The 15,671-nt window shown below is 52.3% G+C and carries 19 protein-coding genes and 1 other annotated feature; of the genes, 9 read left to right on the top strand and 10 right to left on the bottom strand.

The window, feature by feature from the left end:
* Positions 1–8: 8 nt before the first annotated feature.
* The 6 genes from pheS to thrS all read right to left on the bottom strand — a co-directional run bounded on the left by pheS (position 9) and on the right by thrS (position 4,473).
* Positions 9–992: a phenylalanine--tRNA ligase subunit alpha gene (gene pheS / locus ACLHV9_RS10125; protein ID WP_010426091.1), complete on the bottom strand. Its 984-nt coding sequence runs from the start codon at positions 990–992 to the stop codon at positions 9–11.
* Positions 993–1,054: 62 nt separating this feature from the next.
* Positions 1,055–1,179: a sequence feature (Phe leader region), on the bottom strand.
* Positions 1,130–1,174, bottom strand: coding sequence for a pheST operon leader peptide PheM (pheM, locus tag ACLHV9_RS10120; RefSeq protein WP_001386830.1), 45 nt, complete (start codon positions 1,172–1,174; stop codon positions 1,130–1,132). Its footprint overlaps the feature before it by 45 nt.
* Before the next feature lie 117 nt (positions 1,180–1,296).
* Complete coding sequence (rplT, locus tag ACLHV9_RS10115) at positions 1,297–1,653, bottom strand: 50S ribosomal protein L20 (RefSeq protein WP_000124850.1); 357 nt, start codon at positions 1,651–1,653, stop codon at positions 1,297–1,299.
* Positions 1,654–1,703: 50 nt separating this feature from the next.
* Entirely contained in the window at positions 1,704–1,901 is a 198-nt protein-coding gene (rpmI, locus tag ACLHV9_RS10110) for a 50S ribosomal protein L35 (RefSeq protein WP_001124225.1), read from the bottom strand.
* Positions 1,902–1,998: 97 nt separating this feature from the next.
* Positions 1,999–2,541: a translation initiation factor IF-3 gene (infC, locus tag ACLHV9_RS10105; RefSeq protein WP_023616141.1), complete on the bottom strand. Its 543-nt coding sequence runs from the start codon at positions 2,539–2,541 to the stop codon at positions 1,999–2,001.
* 3 nt (positions 2,542–2,544) lie between these two features.
* A complete protein-coding gene (thrS, locus tag ACLHV9_RS10100; protein ID WP_049007602.1) occupies positions 2,545–4,473 on the bottom strand; it encodes a threonine--tRNA ligase in 1,929 nt (642 codons plus the stop codon).
* Between the two features lie 234 nt (positions 4,474–4,707).
* On the opposite strand from thrS, the gene yncL reads away from it, so the two are divergent.
* Positions 4,708–4,890 (top strand): stress response membrane protein YncL, encoded by a 183-nt coding sequence (yncL, locus tag ACLHV9_RS10095; protein ID WP_080282767.1) that lies wholly within the window; start codon positions 4,708–4,710, stop codon positions 4,888–4,890.
* A 98-nt stretch (positions 4,891–4,988) separates the two neighbouring features.
* Positions 4,989–5,096 (top strand): small membrane protein YniD, encoded by a 108-nt coding sequence (gene yniD, locus ACLHV9_RS10090; protein ID WP_008500658.1) that lies wholly within the window; start codon positions 4,989–4,991, stop codon positions 5,094–5,096.
* A gap of 80 nt (positions 5,097–5,176) precedes the next feature.
* Here the strand turns inward: yniD and ACLHV9_RS10085 are convergent, their stop codons facing one another.
* Positions 5,177–5,935, bottom strand: coding sequence for a YdiY family protein (locus ACLHV9_RS10085; RefSeq protein WP_028017222.1), 759 nt, complete (start codon positions 5,933–5,935; stop codon positions 5,177–5,179).
* Between the two features lie 295 nt (positions 5,936–6,230).
* On the opposite strand from ACLHV9_RS10085, the gene pfkB reads away from it, so the two are divergent.
* The 3 genes from pfkB to ACLHV9_RS10070 all read left to right on the top strand — a co-directional run bounded on the left by pfkB (position 6,231) and on the right by ACLHV9_RS10070 (position 8,523).
* Positions 6,231–7,163, top strand: coding sequence for a 6-phosphofructokinase II (pfkB, locus tag ACLHV9_RS10080; protein ID WP_049007599.1), 933 nt, complete (start codon positions 6,231–6,233; stop codon positions 7,161–7,163).
* A 103-nt stretch (positions 7,164–7,266) separates the two neighbouring features.
* Positions 7,267–7,557: a type V toxin-antitoxin system endoribonuclease antitoxin GhoS gene (gene ghoS / locus ACLHV9_RS10075; RefSeq protein ID WP_028017220.1), complete on the top strand. Its 291-nt coding sequence runs from the start codon at positions 7,267–7,269 to the stop codon at positions 7,555–7,557.
* A gap of 105 nt (positions 7,558–7,662) precedes the next feature.
* Complete coding sequence (locus ACLHV9_RS10070; RefSeq protein WP_028017219.1) at positions 7,663–8,523, top strand: fructosamine kinase family protein; 861 nt, start codon at positions 7,663–7,665, stop codon at positions 8,521–8,523.
* A 37-nt stretch (positions 8,524–8,560) separates the two neighbouring features.
* Here ACLHV9_RS10070 and ACLHV9_RS10065 read toward each other — a convergent pair whose 3' ends face one another.
* The gene (locus ACLHV9_RS10065; RefSeq protein ID WP_049007596.1) at positions 8,561–9,097 is read right to left on the bottom strand and encodes a YniB family protein; all 537 of its coding nucleotides are present in this window, start codon (positions 9,095–9,097) and stop codon (positions 8,561–8,563) included.
* A 148-nt stretch (positions 9,098–9,245) separates the two neighbouring features.
* Here ACLHV9_RS10065 and hxpB point away from each other — a divergent pair, with 148 nt between their 5' ends.
* The 3 genes from hxpB to ACLHV9_RS10050 all read left to right on the top strand — a co-directional run bounded on the left by hxpB (position 9,246) and on the right by ACLHV9_RS10050 (position 12,128).
* Positions 9,246–9,917, top strand: coding sequence for a hexitol phosphatase HxpB (gene hxpB / locus ACLHV9_RS10060; RefSeq protein ID WP_407220413.1), 672 nt, complete (start codon positions 9,246–9,248; stop codon positions 9,915–9,917).
* A 101-nt stretch (positions 9,918–10,018) separates the two neighbouring features.
* A complete protein-coding gene (locus ACLHV9_RS10055; protein WP_014883483.1) occupies positions 10,019–10,609 on the top strand; it encodes a metal-dependent hydrolase in 591 nt (196 codons plus the stop codon).
* A 127-nt stretch (positions 10,610–10,736) separates the two neighbouring features.
* Entirely contained in the window at positions 10,737–12,128 is a 1,392-nt protein-coding gene (locus ACLHV9_RS10050; RefSeq protein ID WP_028017216.1) for an L-cystine transporter, read from the top strand.
* A 48-nt stretch (positions 12,129–12,176) separates the two neighbouring features.
* On the opposite strand, the gene cedA is transcribed toward ACLHV9_RS10050, so the two are convergent.
* Positions 12,177–12,533, bottom strand: coding sequence for a cell division activator CedA (gene cedA / locus ACLHV9_RS10045; protein WP_407221179.1), 357 nt, complete (start codon positions 12,531–12,533; stop codon positions 12,177–12,179).
* An 86-nt stretch (positions 12,534–12,619) separates the two neighbouring features.
* On the opposite strand from cedA, the gene katE reads away from it, so the two are divergent.
* Positions 12,620–14,869 carry a catalase HPII gene (gene katE / locus ACLHV9_RS10040; protein ID WP_407220412.1) on the top strand — a complete coding sequence of 750 codons (2,250 nt, stop codon included), beginning with the start codon at positions 12,620–12,622 and terminating at the stop codon, positions 14,867–14,869.
* Positions 14,870–14,908: 39 nt separating this feature from the next.
* Here katE and chbG read toward each other — a convergent pair whose 3' ends face one another.
* Entirely contained in the window at positions 14,909–15,667 is a 759-nt protein-coding gene (chbG, locus tag ACLHV9_RS10035; RefSeq protein ID WP_049007593.1) for a chitin disaccharide deacetylase, read from the bottom strand.
* Between the last annotated feature and the right edge of the window lie 4 nt (positions 15,668–15,671).

The raw sequence follows: 15,671 nt of genomic DNA, 5'->3' as shown, positions 1-15,671 counted from the left end.
TCCTGCCCTTATTTAAACTGTTTGAGGAAACGCAGATCGTTTTCGAAGAATGCACGCAGATCGGTCACGCCGTAACGCAGCATGGTCAGACGCTCCATGCCCATACCGAACGCAAAGCCGGAGTAAACTTCCGGATCGATGCCTACGTTGCGCAGTACGTTTGGATGCACCATGCCGCAACCCAGCACTTCCAGCCATTTGCCGTTTTTACCCATCACGTCAACTTCCGCAGACGGTTCAGTGAACGGGAAGTAGGACGGACGGAAACGAACCTGCAGATCTTCTTCAAAGAAGTTATTCAGGAAATCGTGCAGCGTGCCTTTCAGGTTGGTGAAGCTGATGTTTTTATCAACAATCAGGCCTTCCATCTGGTGGAACATTGGCGTGTGGGTCTGATCGTAGTCGTTACGATATACACGGCCCGGCGCGATAATACGGATTGGCGGTTCCTGATCCTTCATGGTACGGATCTGAACGCCGGAAGTCTGGGTGCGCAGCAGACGCGTGGCGTCGAACCAGAAAGTGTCGTGGTCAGCGCGTGCCGGATGATGGCCAGGAATGTTCAGGGCATCGAAGTTGTGATAATCATCTTCAATTTCCGGGCCAGTCGCCACGGTAAAGCCGAGCTCACCGAAGAAACTTTCAATGCGATCGATGGTGCGGGTAACCGGGTGCAGACCGCCGTTTTCGATGCGGCGACCCGGCAGAGAAACGTCGATAGTCTCTGCAGCCAGACGCGCATTCAGCACTGCACTTTCCAGCTCAGCTTTGCGTGCGTTCAGCGCCTGCTGCACCTGCTCTTTGGCTTCGTTAATTACCGCACCCGCTGCCGGGCGTTCTTCTGGCGGCAGTTCACGCAGGGTTGTCATTTGAAGGGTCAGATGCCCTTTCTTACCAAGATATTCGACGCGGACATTGTCTAACGCGGCAACATCTGAGGCCTGATTAATGGCGGCTGTTGCACTGGCAACCAGCTCTGCGAGATGTGACATGATTTTCCTCATTATGTCGGTGCAGACACCGATTTGGTGGAGTTATTCTCTCAAATTCAGGCACAAAAAAAGCCTCCATCGGGAGGCTTATCTGGCGCTGTTTTTCGTTTCATCTTTCACGCGCTAGCCTCCTGAATTCAGGTGCTAAAGTAAAAGAAGAAGCGGAAAATAGCAGCATTCATGCTTGCGTTACCTTGTGTGGTAAATACCGTTAAGACCTTATTGAAAAGGTTGCACCGGTAAAAGTCAATCTTCTGATGGTGTTAAATGAAAAGAGGGAGCTAAGCCCCCTCTCTCAACTGGCTTATGCCAGTGCTGCTTTCGCTTTTTCGACCAGAGCGGTGAACGCTACTTTGTCGAATACTGCGATGTCAGCCAGGATCTTACGGTCGATTTCAACAGAGGCTTTTTTCAGGCCGTTGATGAATTTGCTGTAAGAAATACCGTTCTGACGTGCTGCTGCGTTGATACGCGCAATCCACAGTTGACGGAACTGACGCTTACGTTGACGACGGTCACGGTAAGCGTACTGACCTGCTTTGATAACAGCCTGGAAGGCAACGCGGTATACGCGTGAACGCGCACCGTAGTAGCCTTTAGCTTGTTTCAAAATTTTCTTGTGACGTGCACGTGCAATTACACCACGTTTTACGCGAGCCATGTGTGCTCTCCTGTATCTATTCTAAGTTAAAAAAGTTAAACGTTAACGACTTATGCGTACGGCAGGCACGCGATGACCAGGCCCAGATCGCCTTTAGAAACCATGGCTTTTGGACGCAGGTGACGTTTACGCTTGGTAGCTTTCTTAGTCAGAATGTGACGCAGGTTAGCGTGCTTGTGCTTAAAACCACCTTTACCGGTTTTTTTGAAGCGCTTAGCAGCACCGCGTACGGTCTTAATTTTTGGCATCTTAATAACTTCCACTTCGCATTGTTAAATAAACGAAACATAGGCGAACAAAACCTATGAAACCCGAAGGCTCCACAGATTTTGCTGCTTGAAGGCCTTACTGTTTCTTCTTAGGAGCGAGCACCATGATCATCTGGCGGCCTTCGATCTTCGTAGGGAAGGATTCGACTACTGCCAGTTCACTCAGATCGTCACGGACGCGGTTAAGCACTTCCATACCAATCTGTTGGTGGGCCATCTCACGACCGCGGAAACGCAGCGTGATCTTGGCCTTATCGCCATCTTCCAGAAAGCGAATCAGGCTGCGGAGTTTTACCTGATAATCGCCATCGTCGGTACCAGGACGGAATTTGATTTCCTTAACCTGGATAACTTTTTGCTTTTTCTTCTGTTCCTTAGAAGACTTACTCTTTTCATAAAGGAACTTGCCGTAGTCCATGATACGACAAACTGGCGGTTCGGCGTTAGGGCTGATTTCAACTAAATCTACTCCAGCTTCTTCAGCCTTTTCGATTGCTTCTCTCAGACTCACAATCCCCAGCTGCTCGCCTTCCAGACCTGTTAAGCGAACTTCCTGGGCGCGAATCTCGCCATTGATACGATTCGGACGTGCCGTTTGAACTCGTTTTCCGCCTTTAATACCTTATTCCTCCAGTTGTTGAAGACTGCGGCTGCGAATCTCTTGTTGCAGCTTCTCAATCACTTCACTTACGTCCAGGCTGCCCAGGTCTTTACCACGGCGGGTGCGAACGGCAACTTTGCCTGCTTCCACCTCTTTATCACCACAGACCAACATATACGGGACACGACGTAAAGTGTGCTCGCGGATTTTAAAGCCAATCTTCTCATTTCTCAAGTCTGCTTTTACGCGAATGCCCGCATTTTGTAGTTTCTGCGTCAATTCTTTAACGTAATCCGCCTGAGAATCGGTAATGTTCATCACCACGACCTGCACTGGCGCAAGCCAGGTTGGGAAGAAGCCGGCGAACTCTTCAGTCAGGATGCCGATGAAGCGCTCCAGAGAACCGAGAATTGCACGGTGAATCATTACCGGTACCTGACGCTCGTTGTCTTCGCCAACATAAGAGGCGCTTAAACGCTGCGGCAGGGAGAAGTCCAGCTGTACAGTACCGCACTGCCATGCGCGATCGAGGCAGTCATACAGGGTAAATTCAATTTTCGGACCGTAGAATGCGCCCTCGCCCAACTGGTATTCGAACGGAATGCCATTCTCTTCCAGCGCCACGGCGAGATCCGCTTCTGCGCGATCCCAGGTCTCATCGCTACCGATACGTTTTTCCGGACGCGTTGAGAGTTTGACCACGATCTTCTCGAAGCCAAAGGTGCTGTACATATCGTAGACCATACGAATACAGGCGTTAACTTCGTCACGTACCTGATCTTCCGTACAGAAGATATGCGCATCATCCTGAGTAAAACCACGAACACGCATCAGACCATGCAGCGCACCTGATGGCTCGTTACGGTGGCAGCTACCGAACTCTGCCATACGCAGCGGCAGGTCGCGGTAGGACTTCAGACCCTGGTTGAAGATCTGAACGTGCCCCGGGCAGTTCATTGGCTTGATGCAGTATTCACGGTTCTCGGAAGAGGTAGTGAACATCGCATCTTTGTAGTTGTCCCAGTGGCCAGTTTTTTCCCACAGCACACGGTCCATCATGAACGGGCCTTTTACTTCCTGGTACTGGTACTCTTTCAGCTTGGAACGAACGAAGGTTTCCAGTTCACGGAAAATGGTCCAGCCGTCGTTGTGCCAGAACACCATACCCGGCGCTTCTTCCTGCATGTGGTACAGGTCAAGTTGCTTACCAATTTTACGGTGGTCACGCTTCGCGGCTTCTTCCAGACGCTGCAGATAAGCATTCAGCGCTTTTTTATCGGCCCATGCGGTCCCGTAGATACGCTGCAACATCTTGTTGTTGCTGTCGCCACGCCAGTAGGCGCCTGCGATTTTCATCAGCTTGAAGTGATGACAGAAGCGCATATTCGGCACGTGCGGTCCACGGCACATGTCGACGTATTCTTCGTGATGGTACAAGCCAGGCTTATCATCATGGGAGATGTTTTCATCAAGAATAGAGACTTTATAGCTCTCGCCACGCTTCACGAAGGTTTCACGCGCTTCGTGCCAGCTGACTTTCTTCTTGATGACGTCATAGTTCGTTTCGGCGAGCTCGTGCATACGTTTTTCGAGCGCGTCGATATCTTCCTGAGTCAGGGTGTGGTCAAGGTCAACGTCGTAGTAAAAACCGTTGTCGATTACCGGACCGATCGCCATTTTGGTGTTTGGCCACAGCTGTTTGATGGCATGACCTAACAGGTGTGCGCAGGAGTGGCGAATGATCTCCAGACCGTCTTCGTCTTTCGCTGTAATGATTGCAAGCGTTGCATCATTTTCGATCAGATCGGAAGCATCCACCAGCTCACCGTTAACACGGCCTGCGATGGTCGCTTTCGCGAGTCCAGGACCAATGTCCAGGGCAACATCCATTGGGCTAACAGCGTGGTCGTAATGGCGTTGGCTGCCATCAGGAAGAGTAATTACAGGCATTTTATATCCTTATTTGCAGTGATGCCCCACACATAAGAGCATATACAAAGAAAATAATCGTGATTTGACAATAGATTACGACACCATCTGACCAACAATCGTCAAATTGGTTCGTCATCATTCACCCGCAGGAAAATCAGACAACGTCCGATTTACGGCAAGCCTTGCAATGTTAACACTAACAAAAGGGAGATTGCACCCTCTGCTGGCAGATTGGTGTGCTGGCACTTTTGCATGAATTTGCCGGTTGCATATCCCCGGAGCTCGCATTCCAGAGATGATGGGCTACTCTTGAACAGGTCATTAAACCCAAAGGTGCATACCATGAACGTATCTAGTAGAACGGTTGTGATATTGAACATCCTTTCAGCCACAGGTTTATTGTTGATTCTCGCCGAACGATTCCACTGGTTCTGAGCCTCACCTAAGCGGGTATAACCTAATCGCGCCCTGCGATGGGGCATTTTTCTGCCCTGTTTGATAGACTATGCGTATCAAGGAACAAGGATTAGGTTATGCCAACAAAACGATTTGCCGTAAAACACTGGAAAATGGTGCTGGTGCTGATAGCCATCTGCGGCGCTATGCTGTTACTGCGTTGGGCGGCAATGATTTGGGGCTAGAGGCGAATAGTCGTCATCAGAAAGTGCGTCAACAGGCCTAAGATGTAAAACGGGCCGACATCTTCATCGGCCCGCCATTATTACATTCTATAACCCAGTGAAACCGTGGTTCTGCGATCGGTATGATCCGGTGCAGTTTCTGGCGGTGAAGAGTTCCAGGTCACGTTGTAGGCCACTTTCAGACCAAAGTGTTCGTTGATAGCCACGTTCAGCGCTGTCTCGGAGTTCAGCGTCGTATCGTCGGCACCAAATACTGAAACACCCTGGGTAAATTTGGTGTTGTCGGTCATCTGCCAGGCATAGGTGCCGGAAGCGTAGCCAAGAGGTTGGGTTTTGGTATCGCCATCGGTGTACTCGTCATAACGAACACCAGGACCGAATTCAAAACGGAAGCTGTGTACCGGGCCATTCAGGAACTGACGACCATAACCCGCAGTGAACACATCACGCTGACGATAACCGTTGTAGCGGTCAGTCAACCAGCTTGCCTGACCAAACAGGTAGTCATAGTCAGTCATGTTGTAGCGGCTACGTCCGCCTACCGCATATTTCTCGGAAGAGCGTTCATCATTAGCGGAAGTGTTGCTGGCATTTCCCCACAGAGACCATGCGGTGGTGTTACCGTACCAGGTGAGCGTACTGTCCGCTGTCAGAGAGGAGCTTTTCGTGTTACCGGATTGTGCCAGGTACCCGGCGTTCAGGTTACCTTCAAACGGTTTTTTCGCGGTGGTGGGATCGTCCATGACAGTAAAAACGGTATCATCGGCGCTCGCGTTCATTGCCACAAACACGCCACCCGCCAGCATCAGTGCAGCGGGTACTGTCTTCAAAAGCTTCATTTTATTAAGGAGTCCGTACAACAAAAAAAGAGACCACACGGTCCCGGAATCTTTCTTGAGGATCAATGACAAGGCGTCCAGAGAAAGGTAACAAATTATAAAAAGCCGCAAATAACATAGCAATGTTTTCTTATTTCATTTTTTGAATAAGAACGATCTCAAATTGCGTTTTATTTTATATATCCCCAAAATGTTATTTCATCCCTATTCATATTTAAAATCATACTGTTATTTACATTGCCTTCCTGATAAATGGTGCCAGACTAATAAGAACCCATGCTAAAAGGAGGTAATGATGGTTTCTATCTACACTCTGACGCTCTCCCCTTCCCTTGATTCCGCCACCCTGACGCCCCAGATTTACCCGGAAGGTAAATTGCGTTGCACGCCCCCTGTCTTTGAGCCAGGCGGTGGAGGTATCAACGTGGCGCGCGCGATTACGCACCTCGGCGGTAAAGCGACAGCAATATTCCCCGCAGGGGGAGCCACCGGTGAACACCTGATCTCTTTGCTGGCAGATGAGCATGTTGCCGTAGAGACAGTCGATGCCAAAGACTGGACACGACAAAACCTGCATGTACACGTGGAGTCAAGCGGAGAGCAATACCGTTTTGTCATGCCTGGCGCAAAGCTCAGTGATGATGAATTTCGTCAACTGGAAGAGAAAGTGCTGGCGATAGAAAGCGGTGCACTGCTGGTAGTGAGCGGCAGCCTGCCACCCGGCGTGAGCACGGAAAAATTAACAGCGCTCATCCGGGCTGCACAACAACGCGGGATCCGCTGCATTGTCGACAGCAGCGGCGATGCCCTGCAGGCTGCATTAGTGCCTGGCAATCTTGAGCTGGTTAAACCCAACCAGAAAGAGTTGAGTGCACTGGTCAACCGCGAACTGACACAACCAGATGATGTTCGCACCGCCGCACAGGAGTTGGTGCGCAGCGGTAAAGCGCGACGCGTTGTGGTCTCCCTTGGTCCTCAGGGGGCGCTGGCAGTCGATGAATCGTCGTCCGTTCAGGTTGTGCCACCCCCAATGAAAAGTCAGAGTACAGTGGGTGCCGGTGACAGCATGGTCGGTGCAATGACGCTGAAACTGGCACAGGGCGCATCACTGCTGGAAATGACACGCTACGGTGTGGCGGCGGGGAGTGCTGCAACCATCAACCAGGGCACGCGTCTCTGTTCACTGGCCGATACGCAAAAAATCGTTGATTACCTGTCACGCAATTAACACCCGTTCCCCTTCTTTATGGAGGGGAAATTCACATCGTAGTCGCCAAACACAGACTATCGACTATGCTAAGAAAACTTTCATGATAACAATGAGGTGAATTATGAGCAGTGGTGACATCACCCGCTACGTTGTAACCGTCAACCTTCATGAAGCATCGCTCACCGAGCTGAATGAGCTCAACAACGCGTTCACCCGGGCTAATTTTCTCCTCACGCTCACGGATGACGAGGGCAATGTTCATGATTTAGGCACGCTGACATTCGGCATAATCAGTCCCCTGAGCCAGGAAGAGGTACATGCGCTGGGCACCAGTCTGGTGGAAAGCGTGACTGACAAGCCTGCCGAAATTGACGTGGAAACCTGGGAAAGCTGGAAGAAAAAAGAACAATAAGTGCCCTGCATGAATTTAAACCGCTCAGGTGTGCGTTAGTTCGTATTTTTTTACCGCAATTATGCGCTAACTTTATGATCTGGCAGACAACATGGGAGAGACAACATGTGGCAGGCTATCAGTCATCTTTTAAGTGAGCAACTGGGTGAAGGTGAAATTGAACTGCGTAACGAACTGCCAGGCGGAGAGATCCACGCCGCGTGGCATTTACGCTACGCTGGACGCGACCTTTTCGTTAAATGTGATGAGCGGGAACTGCTTCCGATCTTTACCGCCGAAGCTGACCAGCTGGAACTGTTGTCGCGCAGTAAAACGGTGACGGTCCCACAAGTTCTGGCCGTGGGGAGTGACCGAGACTACAGCTTTCTGGTGATGGAATATCTCCCAGCCCGTCCGTTAGATGCCCATAATGCTTTCATTCTCGGCCAACAGTTAGCGCGCCTGCATCAATGGAGCGACCAGCCGCAGTTTGGTCTCGATTTCGACAACGATCTCTCCACTACCCCACAACCTAATGCCTGGCAGCGTCGCTGGTCGACGTTTTTTGCTGAGCAACGCATTGGCTGGCAACTTGAGCTGGCCGCAGAAAAAGGGCTGGAATTTGGCAATATAGATGCCATCGTTGAGCACGTTCAGCAGCGTCTGGCATCCCACCAGCCTCAGCCTTCTTTGCTACACGGCGATTTATGGTCAAATAATTGCGCGCTAGGCCCTAACGGCCCCTATATTTTTGACCCGGCCTGCTACTGGGGTGACAGAGAATGCGATCTGGCCATGTTGCCGCTGCATCCGGAACAGCCACCGCAAATATATGATGGGTACCAGTCGGTTTCCCCCCTGCCGCCCGGTTTCCTCGATCGCCAGCCGGTGTATCAGCTTTATACGCTGATGAACCGAGCCATCCTGTTTGGCGGGGAGCACCTGGTCAACGCGCAGCGGGCCCTTGAACGTATACTTGCCGCGTGAAGGCAGATAAGGGTGGCTCTTTCGCCACCCTTATCTGTTACAGAAAACCGAGCAGCGAGAAGAAGAAGTATCCCGCCACAATGATGATCACCGGAAGGATATAGAGCGGGAAAATTTGCAGAAAAATGGTATGACGCGGCACAACAATGCGGGATTCAATCTGCTCCCGACTCATCCCTTCCGGGCCTTTAGCCTGCTCCAGAATTAACTGATCCTCAACCCCTTCGCGTAGAAAGCGCGTCTGACGACTCATTCGTGCGCCAGAGGCCTGCAATGCGAGGGCGATAAAGATCAGTGCGTAAATGACCCAAAAGCCGATATTCAGTTGCTGATGAAAATCCGGGGTGGGTGAGTTGAACCAGAAGACATTCAAGAATGGTGTGTTAAAACGCATCATCTCAATCATGACATGCGCAAAATCAAGCATTACCGCATTAATACCCGGCTGTTTTTCGCTGTGATCGTACATAAATTTCAGTACAGAGATCAGCGTAGAAATGACAGCTGGAATAAAAATCACCCAGCCAGCAATACGTTTTAAGACCGCGATGCGTCCAGCTTGTTGATACGTCATCAGTTCCTCTTCATAAAGACGCGTTATTTGTGCCTAAGTCTACCTGCTGGTCATCAATTTCGCCCGATCTTTAAAGGCAATATGCTAAATTGCAGGTTGTGCTTAGCACTTATCGTCTGTCGAACACCCTGGATAAGGAGACGTTGTGATGTCGACACCGCGCAAAATTCTTGCCGCAATTTTTGACATGGATGGATTACTGATCGATTCCGAACCGTTGTGGGATCGCGCCGAACTGGACGTCATCGCCAGCCTTGGTGTAGATATCAGCCGCCGTAATGAACTTCCAGACACGCTTGGCCTGCGCATTGATATGGTCGTCGATCTGTGGTTTTCCCAACAGCCGTGGGTTGGCCCGGATCGTGATGAAGTGACCGCACGCATTATCAGCCGCGCCATCTCGCTGGTCGAAGAGAACAAGCCGTTGCTGCCTGGCGTACGTGAAGCCGTCGCGCTGTGTAAAGCTCAGGGGCTGAAAGTCGGTCTGGCCTCTGCTTCACCGCTGCATATGCTGGAAAAAGTGCTCATCATGTTTGAACTGCGCGACAGTTTCGACGCGCTGGCATCAGCGGAAAAATTGCCTTACAGCAAGCCGCACCCGCAGGTCTATCTGGACTGTGCCGCTAAGCTGGGTATTGATCCGCTCAACTGCGTTGCGCTGGAAGACTCCGTAAACGGTATGGTGGCGTCGAAAGCCGCACGGATGCGCTCCATTGTAGTTCCAGCCGAAGAAACCCGCCACGATCCCCGGTTTGCCCTTGCCGATGTGAAGCTTACTTCACTGGTCGGGTTGACGACGCATCACCTGCAGGGCGGTTAATGCCTGCGTTGGGTTTGTGACAAACAGTTACACCGTCACCTCTTCCGCCTACTGTATAAAAACCCTATACTGTATGAATTGACAGTTTTGTGGGTTTTATCATGACGGCGGAAGGCCACCTGCTTTTTTCTATTGCGTGCGCAGTATTTGCCAAAAACGCTGAACTTACCCCCGTGCTGGCGCAGGGGGACTGGTGGCATATTGTCCCTTCCGCCGTATTGACCTGTTTGCTGCCCGACATTGACCACCCCAAATCCTTTCTTGGGCAACGCCTTAAGTGGGTATCAAAACCTATCGCTCGCGCGTTTGGTCACCGGGGATTTACGCATAGTCTGCTGGCCGTGTTCGGCCTGCTGACGCTCTTCTACTTAAAAGTGCCCGAAAGCTGGATTGTCCCTGCGGATGCCATCCAGGGGATGGTGCTGGGCTATTTAAGCCATATTCTCGCCGATATGCTAACGCCTGCGGGCGTGCCGCTGCTTTGGCCCTGCCGCTGGCGTTTCCGTTTTCCCATCCTTGCACCGCAGAAAGGTAACCAGCTTGAGCGCGTATTGTGCATGGCGCTGTTTGCCTATGCTGTCTGGATGCCGCAAACATTGCCCGAAAACAGTGCAGTCCGCTGGTCTTCCCAGATGATTAATTCGCTGCAATTTCAGTTCAATCGTTTTATTCATCACCAGATTGAACAGTAAACAGACAAAACTATCTCATTTGTCATAACCCATTCCATTTGGATATAAGCGCTACATCACACTTCTGCTAACCTTCCGCCAACAGGATCGGTAAAAACCGACCCCATAATAAATCAGGAGAACGGGGATGAATTTTCCACTCATCGCGAACGTCATTGTGTTCGTTGTATTGCTATTGCTTCTCGCGCAGGCGCGCCACAAACAGTGGAGTCTGGCGAAAAAAGTACTGGTTGGTCTGGTCATGGGTGTTGTATTTGGTCTGGCATTACAGGCAATTTATGGCTCCGACAATCCAGTTCTGAAAGATTCCATTCAGTGGTTCAACATTGTCGGTAACGGCTATGTTCAGCTGCTGCAGATGATCGTTATGCCACTGGTGTTTGCCTCAATTCTGAGTGCCGTTGCCCGACTGCATAACGCGACCCAACTGGGGAAAATCAGCTTCCTGACCATTGGTACGCTGCTGTTTACCACGCTGATTGCGGCGCTGGTAGGTGTACTGGTCACCAACCTGTTCGGCCTGACTGCCGAAGGGCTGGTTCAGGGCAGTGCTGAAACAGCGCGTCTGACCGCGATTCAAACCAACTACGTGGGTAAAGTGGCGGACCTGACCGTTCCGCAAATGGTGCTCTCCTTCATTCCGAAGAACCCGTTTGCTGACCTGACCGGCGCCAACCCAACCTCCATCATCAGCGTGGTCATTTTCGCCGCGTTCCTGGGTGTGGCGGCACTTAAACTGCTGAAAGACGATGCACCAAAAGGTGAACGCGTGCTGACCGCTATCGATACCCTGCAAAGCTGGGTGATGAAGCTGGTTCGTCTGGTGATGCAGTTAACCCCTTATGGTGTTCTGGCGCTGATGACCAAAGTGGTTGCGGGCTCTAACCTGCAGGACATCATCAAGCTGGGTAGTTTTGTGATTGCCTCTTATCTGGGCCTGGGCATTATGTTTGTGGTGCACGGTATCCTGCTGGGTGTGAACGGCGTTAGCCCGCTGAAATACTTCCGCAAAGTCTGGCCGGTGCTGACCTTCGCCTTCACCAGTCGTTCCAGCGCCGCGTCTATACCGCTGAACGTTGAAGCACAGACCCGCCGTCTGGGCGTGCCTGAGTCTATCGCCAGCTTCTCTGCCTCTTTTGGTGCCACCATCGGTCAGAACGGTTGTGCAGGTCTTTACCCGGCGATGCTGGCGGTGATGGTTGCTCCAACCGTGGGTATCAACCCGCTTGACCCAGTCTGGATTGCTACACTGGTAGGGATTGTGACCATAAGTTCCGCAGGCGTTGCAGGTGTCGGTGGTGGCGCAACCTTCGCCGCGCTGATCGTGCTGCCGGCTCTGGGTCTGCCGGTAACGCTGGTTGCGCTGCTGATCTCCGTTGAACCGCTGATCGACATGGGGCGTACCGCGCTGAACGTAAGCGGCTCAATGACGGCCGGTACGCTGACCAGCCAGTGGCTGAAGCAGACTGACAAAGCGATTCTGGAAAGTGAAGACGACGTCGAACTGGCGCACCGTTAAACACTGACAATTAAAAAAAACCGCCTGATGGCGGTTTTTTTATGGCTGTTACTCTTCAACCTCTTCATCCTGGCGGATCTGCATCGCCCACCGTTGCGCGGATTCCGGTACTGTAAAAGTCGGGGAACGACGGAAATGTTCACCGATCAGCACAAACGCCACATATTTACCGCGTAACAGCCAGACATCACGAAAACCCTCCACTTTCAGGGCATGATCCGGCGGCGCGGGTTCAACGCGGGGCACATAGCTAATAACCTGGCGGTTTTGTTGGCGAAGAGGTTTCATAAGCGACTGGTTCACTAAAGCAAATTCTTGAAGCAGGAAAATTCTATGATAGCCGATCCCGCTACCTTCCGTCGCGCCCCGAGTGGGTGAGATGGCTTCTTTCGCTAATGACGGCATGTGAAAACTCTTAGTTAGCAAACCATCTTGCGACATTGTCCTATCCTTAAAAGGTTTTTTAGCAATGAATCAAGGAGCATCGTGCAATGTCGAACAAAGATAAAACACATCAATCGCCGATTCATGGCACTGAAGAGTCTCAACCGGGAATGGACTCCCTCGCCCCTGCTGACGGCTCTCACCGCCCCTCTCCCGGCCCTTCTGCCCCAGGCGAACAACCTACCGCACCGGGAAGCGTGAAATCACCGGACACGGGAAATGAAAAACTGAAATCTCTAGCGCCACACCGTAAAGGCGGCGAAGGTTTTGCGCTCACCACCAATCAGGGCGTGCGCATTGCTGACGATCAGAACTCCCTTCGCGCGGGCGCGCGCGGGCCGACCCTGCTGGAAGATTTTATCCTGCGGGAAAAAATCACCCATTTTGACCACGAACGGATACCGGAACGCATCGTCCACGCCCGCGGTTCCGCGGCCCACGGCTACTTTCAGCCCTATAAGAGTCTGAAAGCGATCACCAAAGCGGATTTCCTCTCCGACCCGGATAAAATCACACCGGTGTTTGTGCGTTTCTCCACCGTGCAGGGCGGCGCGGGTTCGGCAGACACCGTCCGGGATATCCGCGGCTTTGCCACCAAATTTTATACCGAAGAGGGAATTTTCGATCTGGTGGGCAACAACACTCCCGTGTTTTTCATTCAGGATGCGCATAAATTTCCTGACTTTGTCCATGCGGTAAAACCGGAGCCCCATTGGGCTATACCGCAGGGACAAAGTGCGCACGACACCTTCTGGGACTATGTCTCCCTGCAGCCTGAAACCTTACACAACGTGATGTGGGCGATATCAGACAGGGGCATTCCGCGCAGTTATCGTACAATGGAAGGATTTGGCATCCATACCTTCCGTCTGATCAATGCCGAGGGAAAAGCCACGTTTGTCCGCTTCCACTGGAAGCCTGTGGCGGGTAAAGCCTCGCTGGTGTGGGACGAAGCGCAGAAGCTCACCGGACGCGATCCGGACTTCCATCGCCGCGAGTTATGGGAATCCATTGAAGCGGGCGATTTCCCGGAATACGAACTGGGCCTGCAGCTCATTCCGGAAGAGGACGAATGCAAGTTCGATTTCGATCTCCTTGACCCGACCAAACTGATCCCGGAGGAGCTGGTGCCGGTTCAGCTGGTGGGTAAAATGGTGCTCAACCGTAACCCGGATAATTTCTTCGCCGAAAACGAACAGGTCGCGTTCCACCCGGGGCATATCGTGCCGGGGCTGGATTTCACCAACGATCCTCTCTTACAGGGACGTTTATTCTCGTATACCGATACGCAGATCAGCCGTCTTGGTGGGCCGAATTTCCACGAAATCCCGATTAACCGTCCAACCTGTCCGTACCACAACTTCCAGCGGGACGGGATGCACCGTCAGGATATTGATACCAACCCGGCGAACTATGAACCGAACTCCATCAACGATAACTGGCCGCGCGAAACCCCACCTGGGCCGAAACGCGGTGGATTCGAATCGTATCAGGAGCGTATTGATGGCAACAAAATTCGCGAGCGCAGCCCGTCGTTTGGTGAGTATTACGCCCACCCTCGCCTGTTCTGGAACAGCCAGACGCCGATTGAGCAGCAGCACATTATCGGCGGCTTCATCTTTGAGCTCAGCAAAGTGGTGCGCACCTATATCCGCGAGCGCGTGGTCGACCAGCTGGCGCATATTAATATTCAGCTTGCTCAGAGCGTAGCCGATAACCTGGGTATTACGCTCACCGATGAGCAACGCAACCTGGCGCCGCCAAAAGCGGTTAATGGTGTGAAAAAAGATCCGTCACTGAGTCTGTACGCAGTGCCGGGTGGCTCAATTAAAGGCCGCGTGGTCGCCATTCTGCTAAATGATAAAACCCGCGCCAGTGATGTGCTGGGAATTATGCAGGCGCTGAAAACCCAGGGCGTGCATGCGAAACTGCTTTATTCCCGCATGGGGGAAGTGACCGCCGATGACGGCTCCGTGCTGCCGGTGGCGGCGACTTTTGCCGGCGCGCCATCGCTAACCGTCGATGCGGTAATTGTGCCGTGCGGGGATATTAACAGTCTGCTGACCAACGGCGACGCCGTCTATTACTTGCTGGAAGCCTATAAACACCTTAAACCGATCGCGCTATCCGGCGATGCGCGACAGTTTAAAGCGCAGTTGAAGGTGGCGGATCAGGGTGAGGATGGCATTGTGGAGGGCGATAACGTCAATGACGCGTTTATGACGAAACTGTTTGATTTGCTCGCTGTTCATCGCGTCTGGTCGCGCAGCAGTAAGATTGACCAGATACCGGCGTAAAAAAATGCCGGGTAAGGCGAAACCGCCCCCCGGCACTTCTTACAGATCCCTGAACGTTCCCAACCGATATCCGCGCTCGGCAATCGCATACTTGAGCGATGCCGACGTCAGCACATCCAGTTCCGCCAGTCGAGGCCAGCAGTAGGCGCTTTTACGCACGGTGTTATCAACAAAAGCGGGGTGCGCCATCACCTCCACCGACCGTTCGCCTCGGGCGGCGGAATCATCCAGCACTTTCAGGAACAGTGCTTCATCGATCCCTTCGCCATAAAACGCGCTGCTGAATCCGTCCGTTGTGGGCACAGAGAAGAATGACAGACCGTGCAGCGCCTGCACGTCACGATCCACGCGCATTGCAACCCCTTTACGTCGCGCAAATTCCGCAACAAGCGGGAAAATCGCCGGGATCATATGGACGTGATGGTGACTGTCAATGTGCGTCGGCTCCTTGCCAAACACATCAACAAAGCGGTTGAACTGACAGTCCAGCTCACGGGTAATCTCTTCGAGCGGCAGAGCATCCTGCTCCGCCAGTTCCCAAATCCACTTACCCAGCTGTCCGTCGCGAGTCAGACCTGGCATCTGCGAAAGCGGCATCCCAAGCGTCAACACAAAGTGCATGCCGACGCCCAGCGCCGGAACGTCGCGGCTCAACTGCGCCGCGTGTTCAACCGCTTCACCATTAACCAGTGCCGTTGTGGAGGTCACGATCCCCCGACGGCAGGCTTCAATAATGCCGTAGTTTTGACCTCTGGAGAGACCAAAATCATCAGCATTGACGATCAGCAGGTTTTCCATTGCG

It is taken from the genome of Enterobacter sp. CPE_E890 (assembly GCF_046521475.1).
GTDB classification, from domain to species: domain Bacteria; phylum Pseudomonadota; class Gammaproteobacteria; order Enterobacterales; family Enterobacteriaceae; genus Enterobacter; species Enterobacter adelaidei.
Note: the sequence above shows the minus strand (reverse complement) of the source record. Positions and strands in the feature narration are given on the sequence as shown.

Excerpts from the sequence above, each read along its gene's own strand:
- ACLHV9_RS10085 (WP_028017222.1), bottom strand. The coding sequence starts at position 5,935 with ATGAAGCTTTTGAAGACAGTACCCGCTGCACTGATGCTGGCGGGTGGC.
- pheS (WP_010426091.1), bottom strand. The coding sequence starts at position 992 with ATGTCACATCTCGCAGAGCTGGTTGCCAGTGCAACAGCCGCCATTAAT.
- ghoS (WP_028017220.1), top strand. The coding sequence starts at position 7,267 with ATGAGCAGTGGTGACATCACCCGCTACGTTGTAACCGTCAACCTTCAT.
- yniD (WP_008500658.1), top strand. The coding sequence starts at position 4,989 with ATGCCAACAAAACGATTTGCCGTAAAACACTGGAAAATGGTGCTGGTG.
- thrS (WP_049007602.1), bottom strand. The coding sequence starts at position 4,473 with ATGCCTGTAATTACTCTTCCTGATGGCAGCCAACGCCATTACGACCAC.
- rpmI (WP_001124225.1), bottom strand. The coding sequence starts at position 1,901 with ATGCCAAAAATTAAGACCGTACGCGGTGCTGCTAAGCGCTTCAAAAAA.
- ACLHV9_RS10070 (WP_028017219.1), top strand. The coding sequence starts at position 7,663 with ATGTGGCAGGCTATCAGTCATCTTTTAAGTGAGCAACTGGGTGAAGGT.
- hxpB (WP_407220413.1), top strand. The coding sequence starts at position 9,246 with ATGTCGACACCGCGCAAAATTCTTGCCGCAATTTTTGACATGGATGGA.
- katE (WP_407220412.1), top strand. The coding sequence starts at position 12,620 with ATGTCGAACAAAGATAAAACACATCAATCGCCGATTCATGGCACTGAA.
- ACLHV9_RS10055 (WP_014883483.1), top strand. The coding sequence starts at position 10,019 with ATGACGGCGGAAGGCCACCTGCTTTTTTCTATTGCGTGCGCAGTATTT.
- ACLHV9_RS10050 (WP_028017216.1), top strand. The coding sequence starts at position 10,737 with ATGAATTTTCCACTCATCGCGAACGTCATTGTGTTCGTTGTATTGCTA.
- pfkB (WP_049007599.1), top strand. The coding sequence starts at position 6,231 with ATGGTTTCTATCTACACTCTGACGCTCTCCCCTTCCCTTGATTCCGCC.
- rplT (WP_000124850.1), bottom strand. The coding sequence starts at position 1,653 with ATGGCTCGCGTAAAACGTGGTGTAATTGCACGTGCACGTCACAAGAAA.
- cedA (WP_407221179.1), bottom strand. The coding sequence starts at position 12,533 with ATGCCGTCATTAGCGAAAGAAGCCATCTCACCCACTCGGGGCGCGACG.
- chbG (WP_049007593.1), bottom strand. The coding sequence starts at position 15,667 with ATGGAAAACCTGCTGATCGTCAATGCTGATGATTTTGGTCTCTCCAGA.
- ACLHV9_RS10065 (WP_049007596.1), bottom strand. The coding sequence starts at position 9,097 with ATGACGTATCAACAAGCTGGACGCATCGCGGTCTTAAAACGTATTGCT.
- yncL (WP_080282767.1), top strand. The coding sequence starts at position 4,708 with ATGAATTTGCCGGTTGCATATCCCCGGAGCTCGCATTCCAGAGATGAT.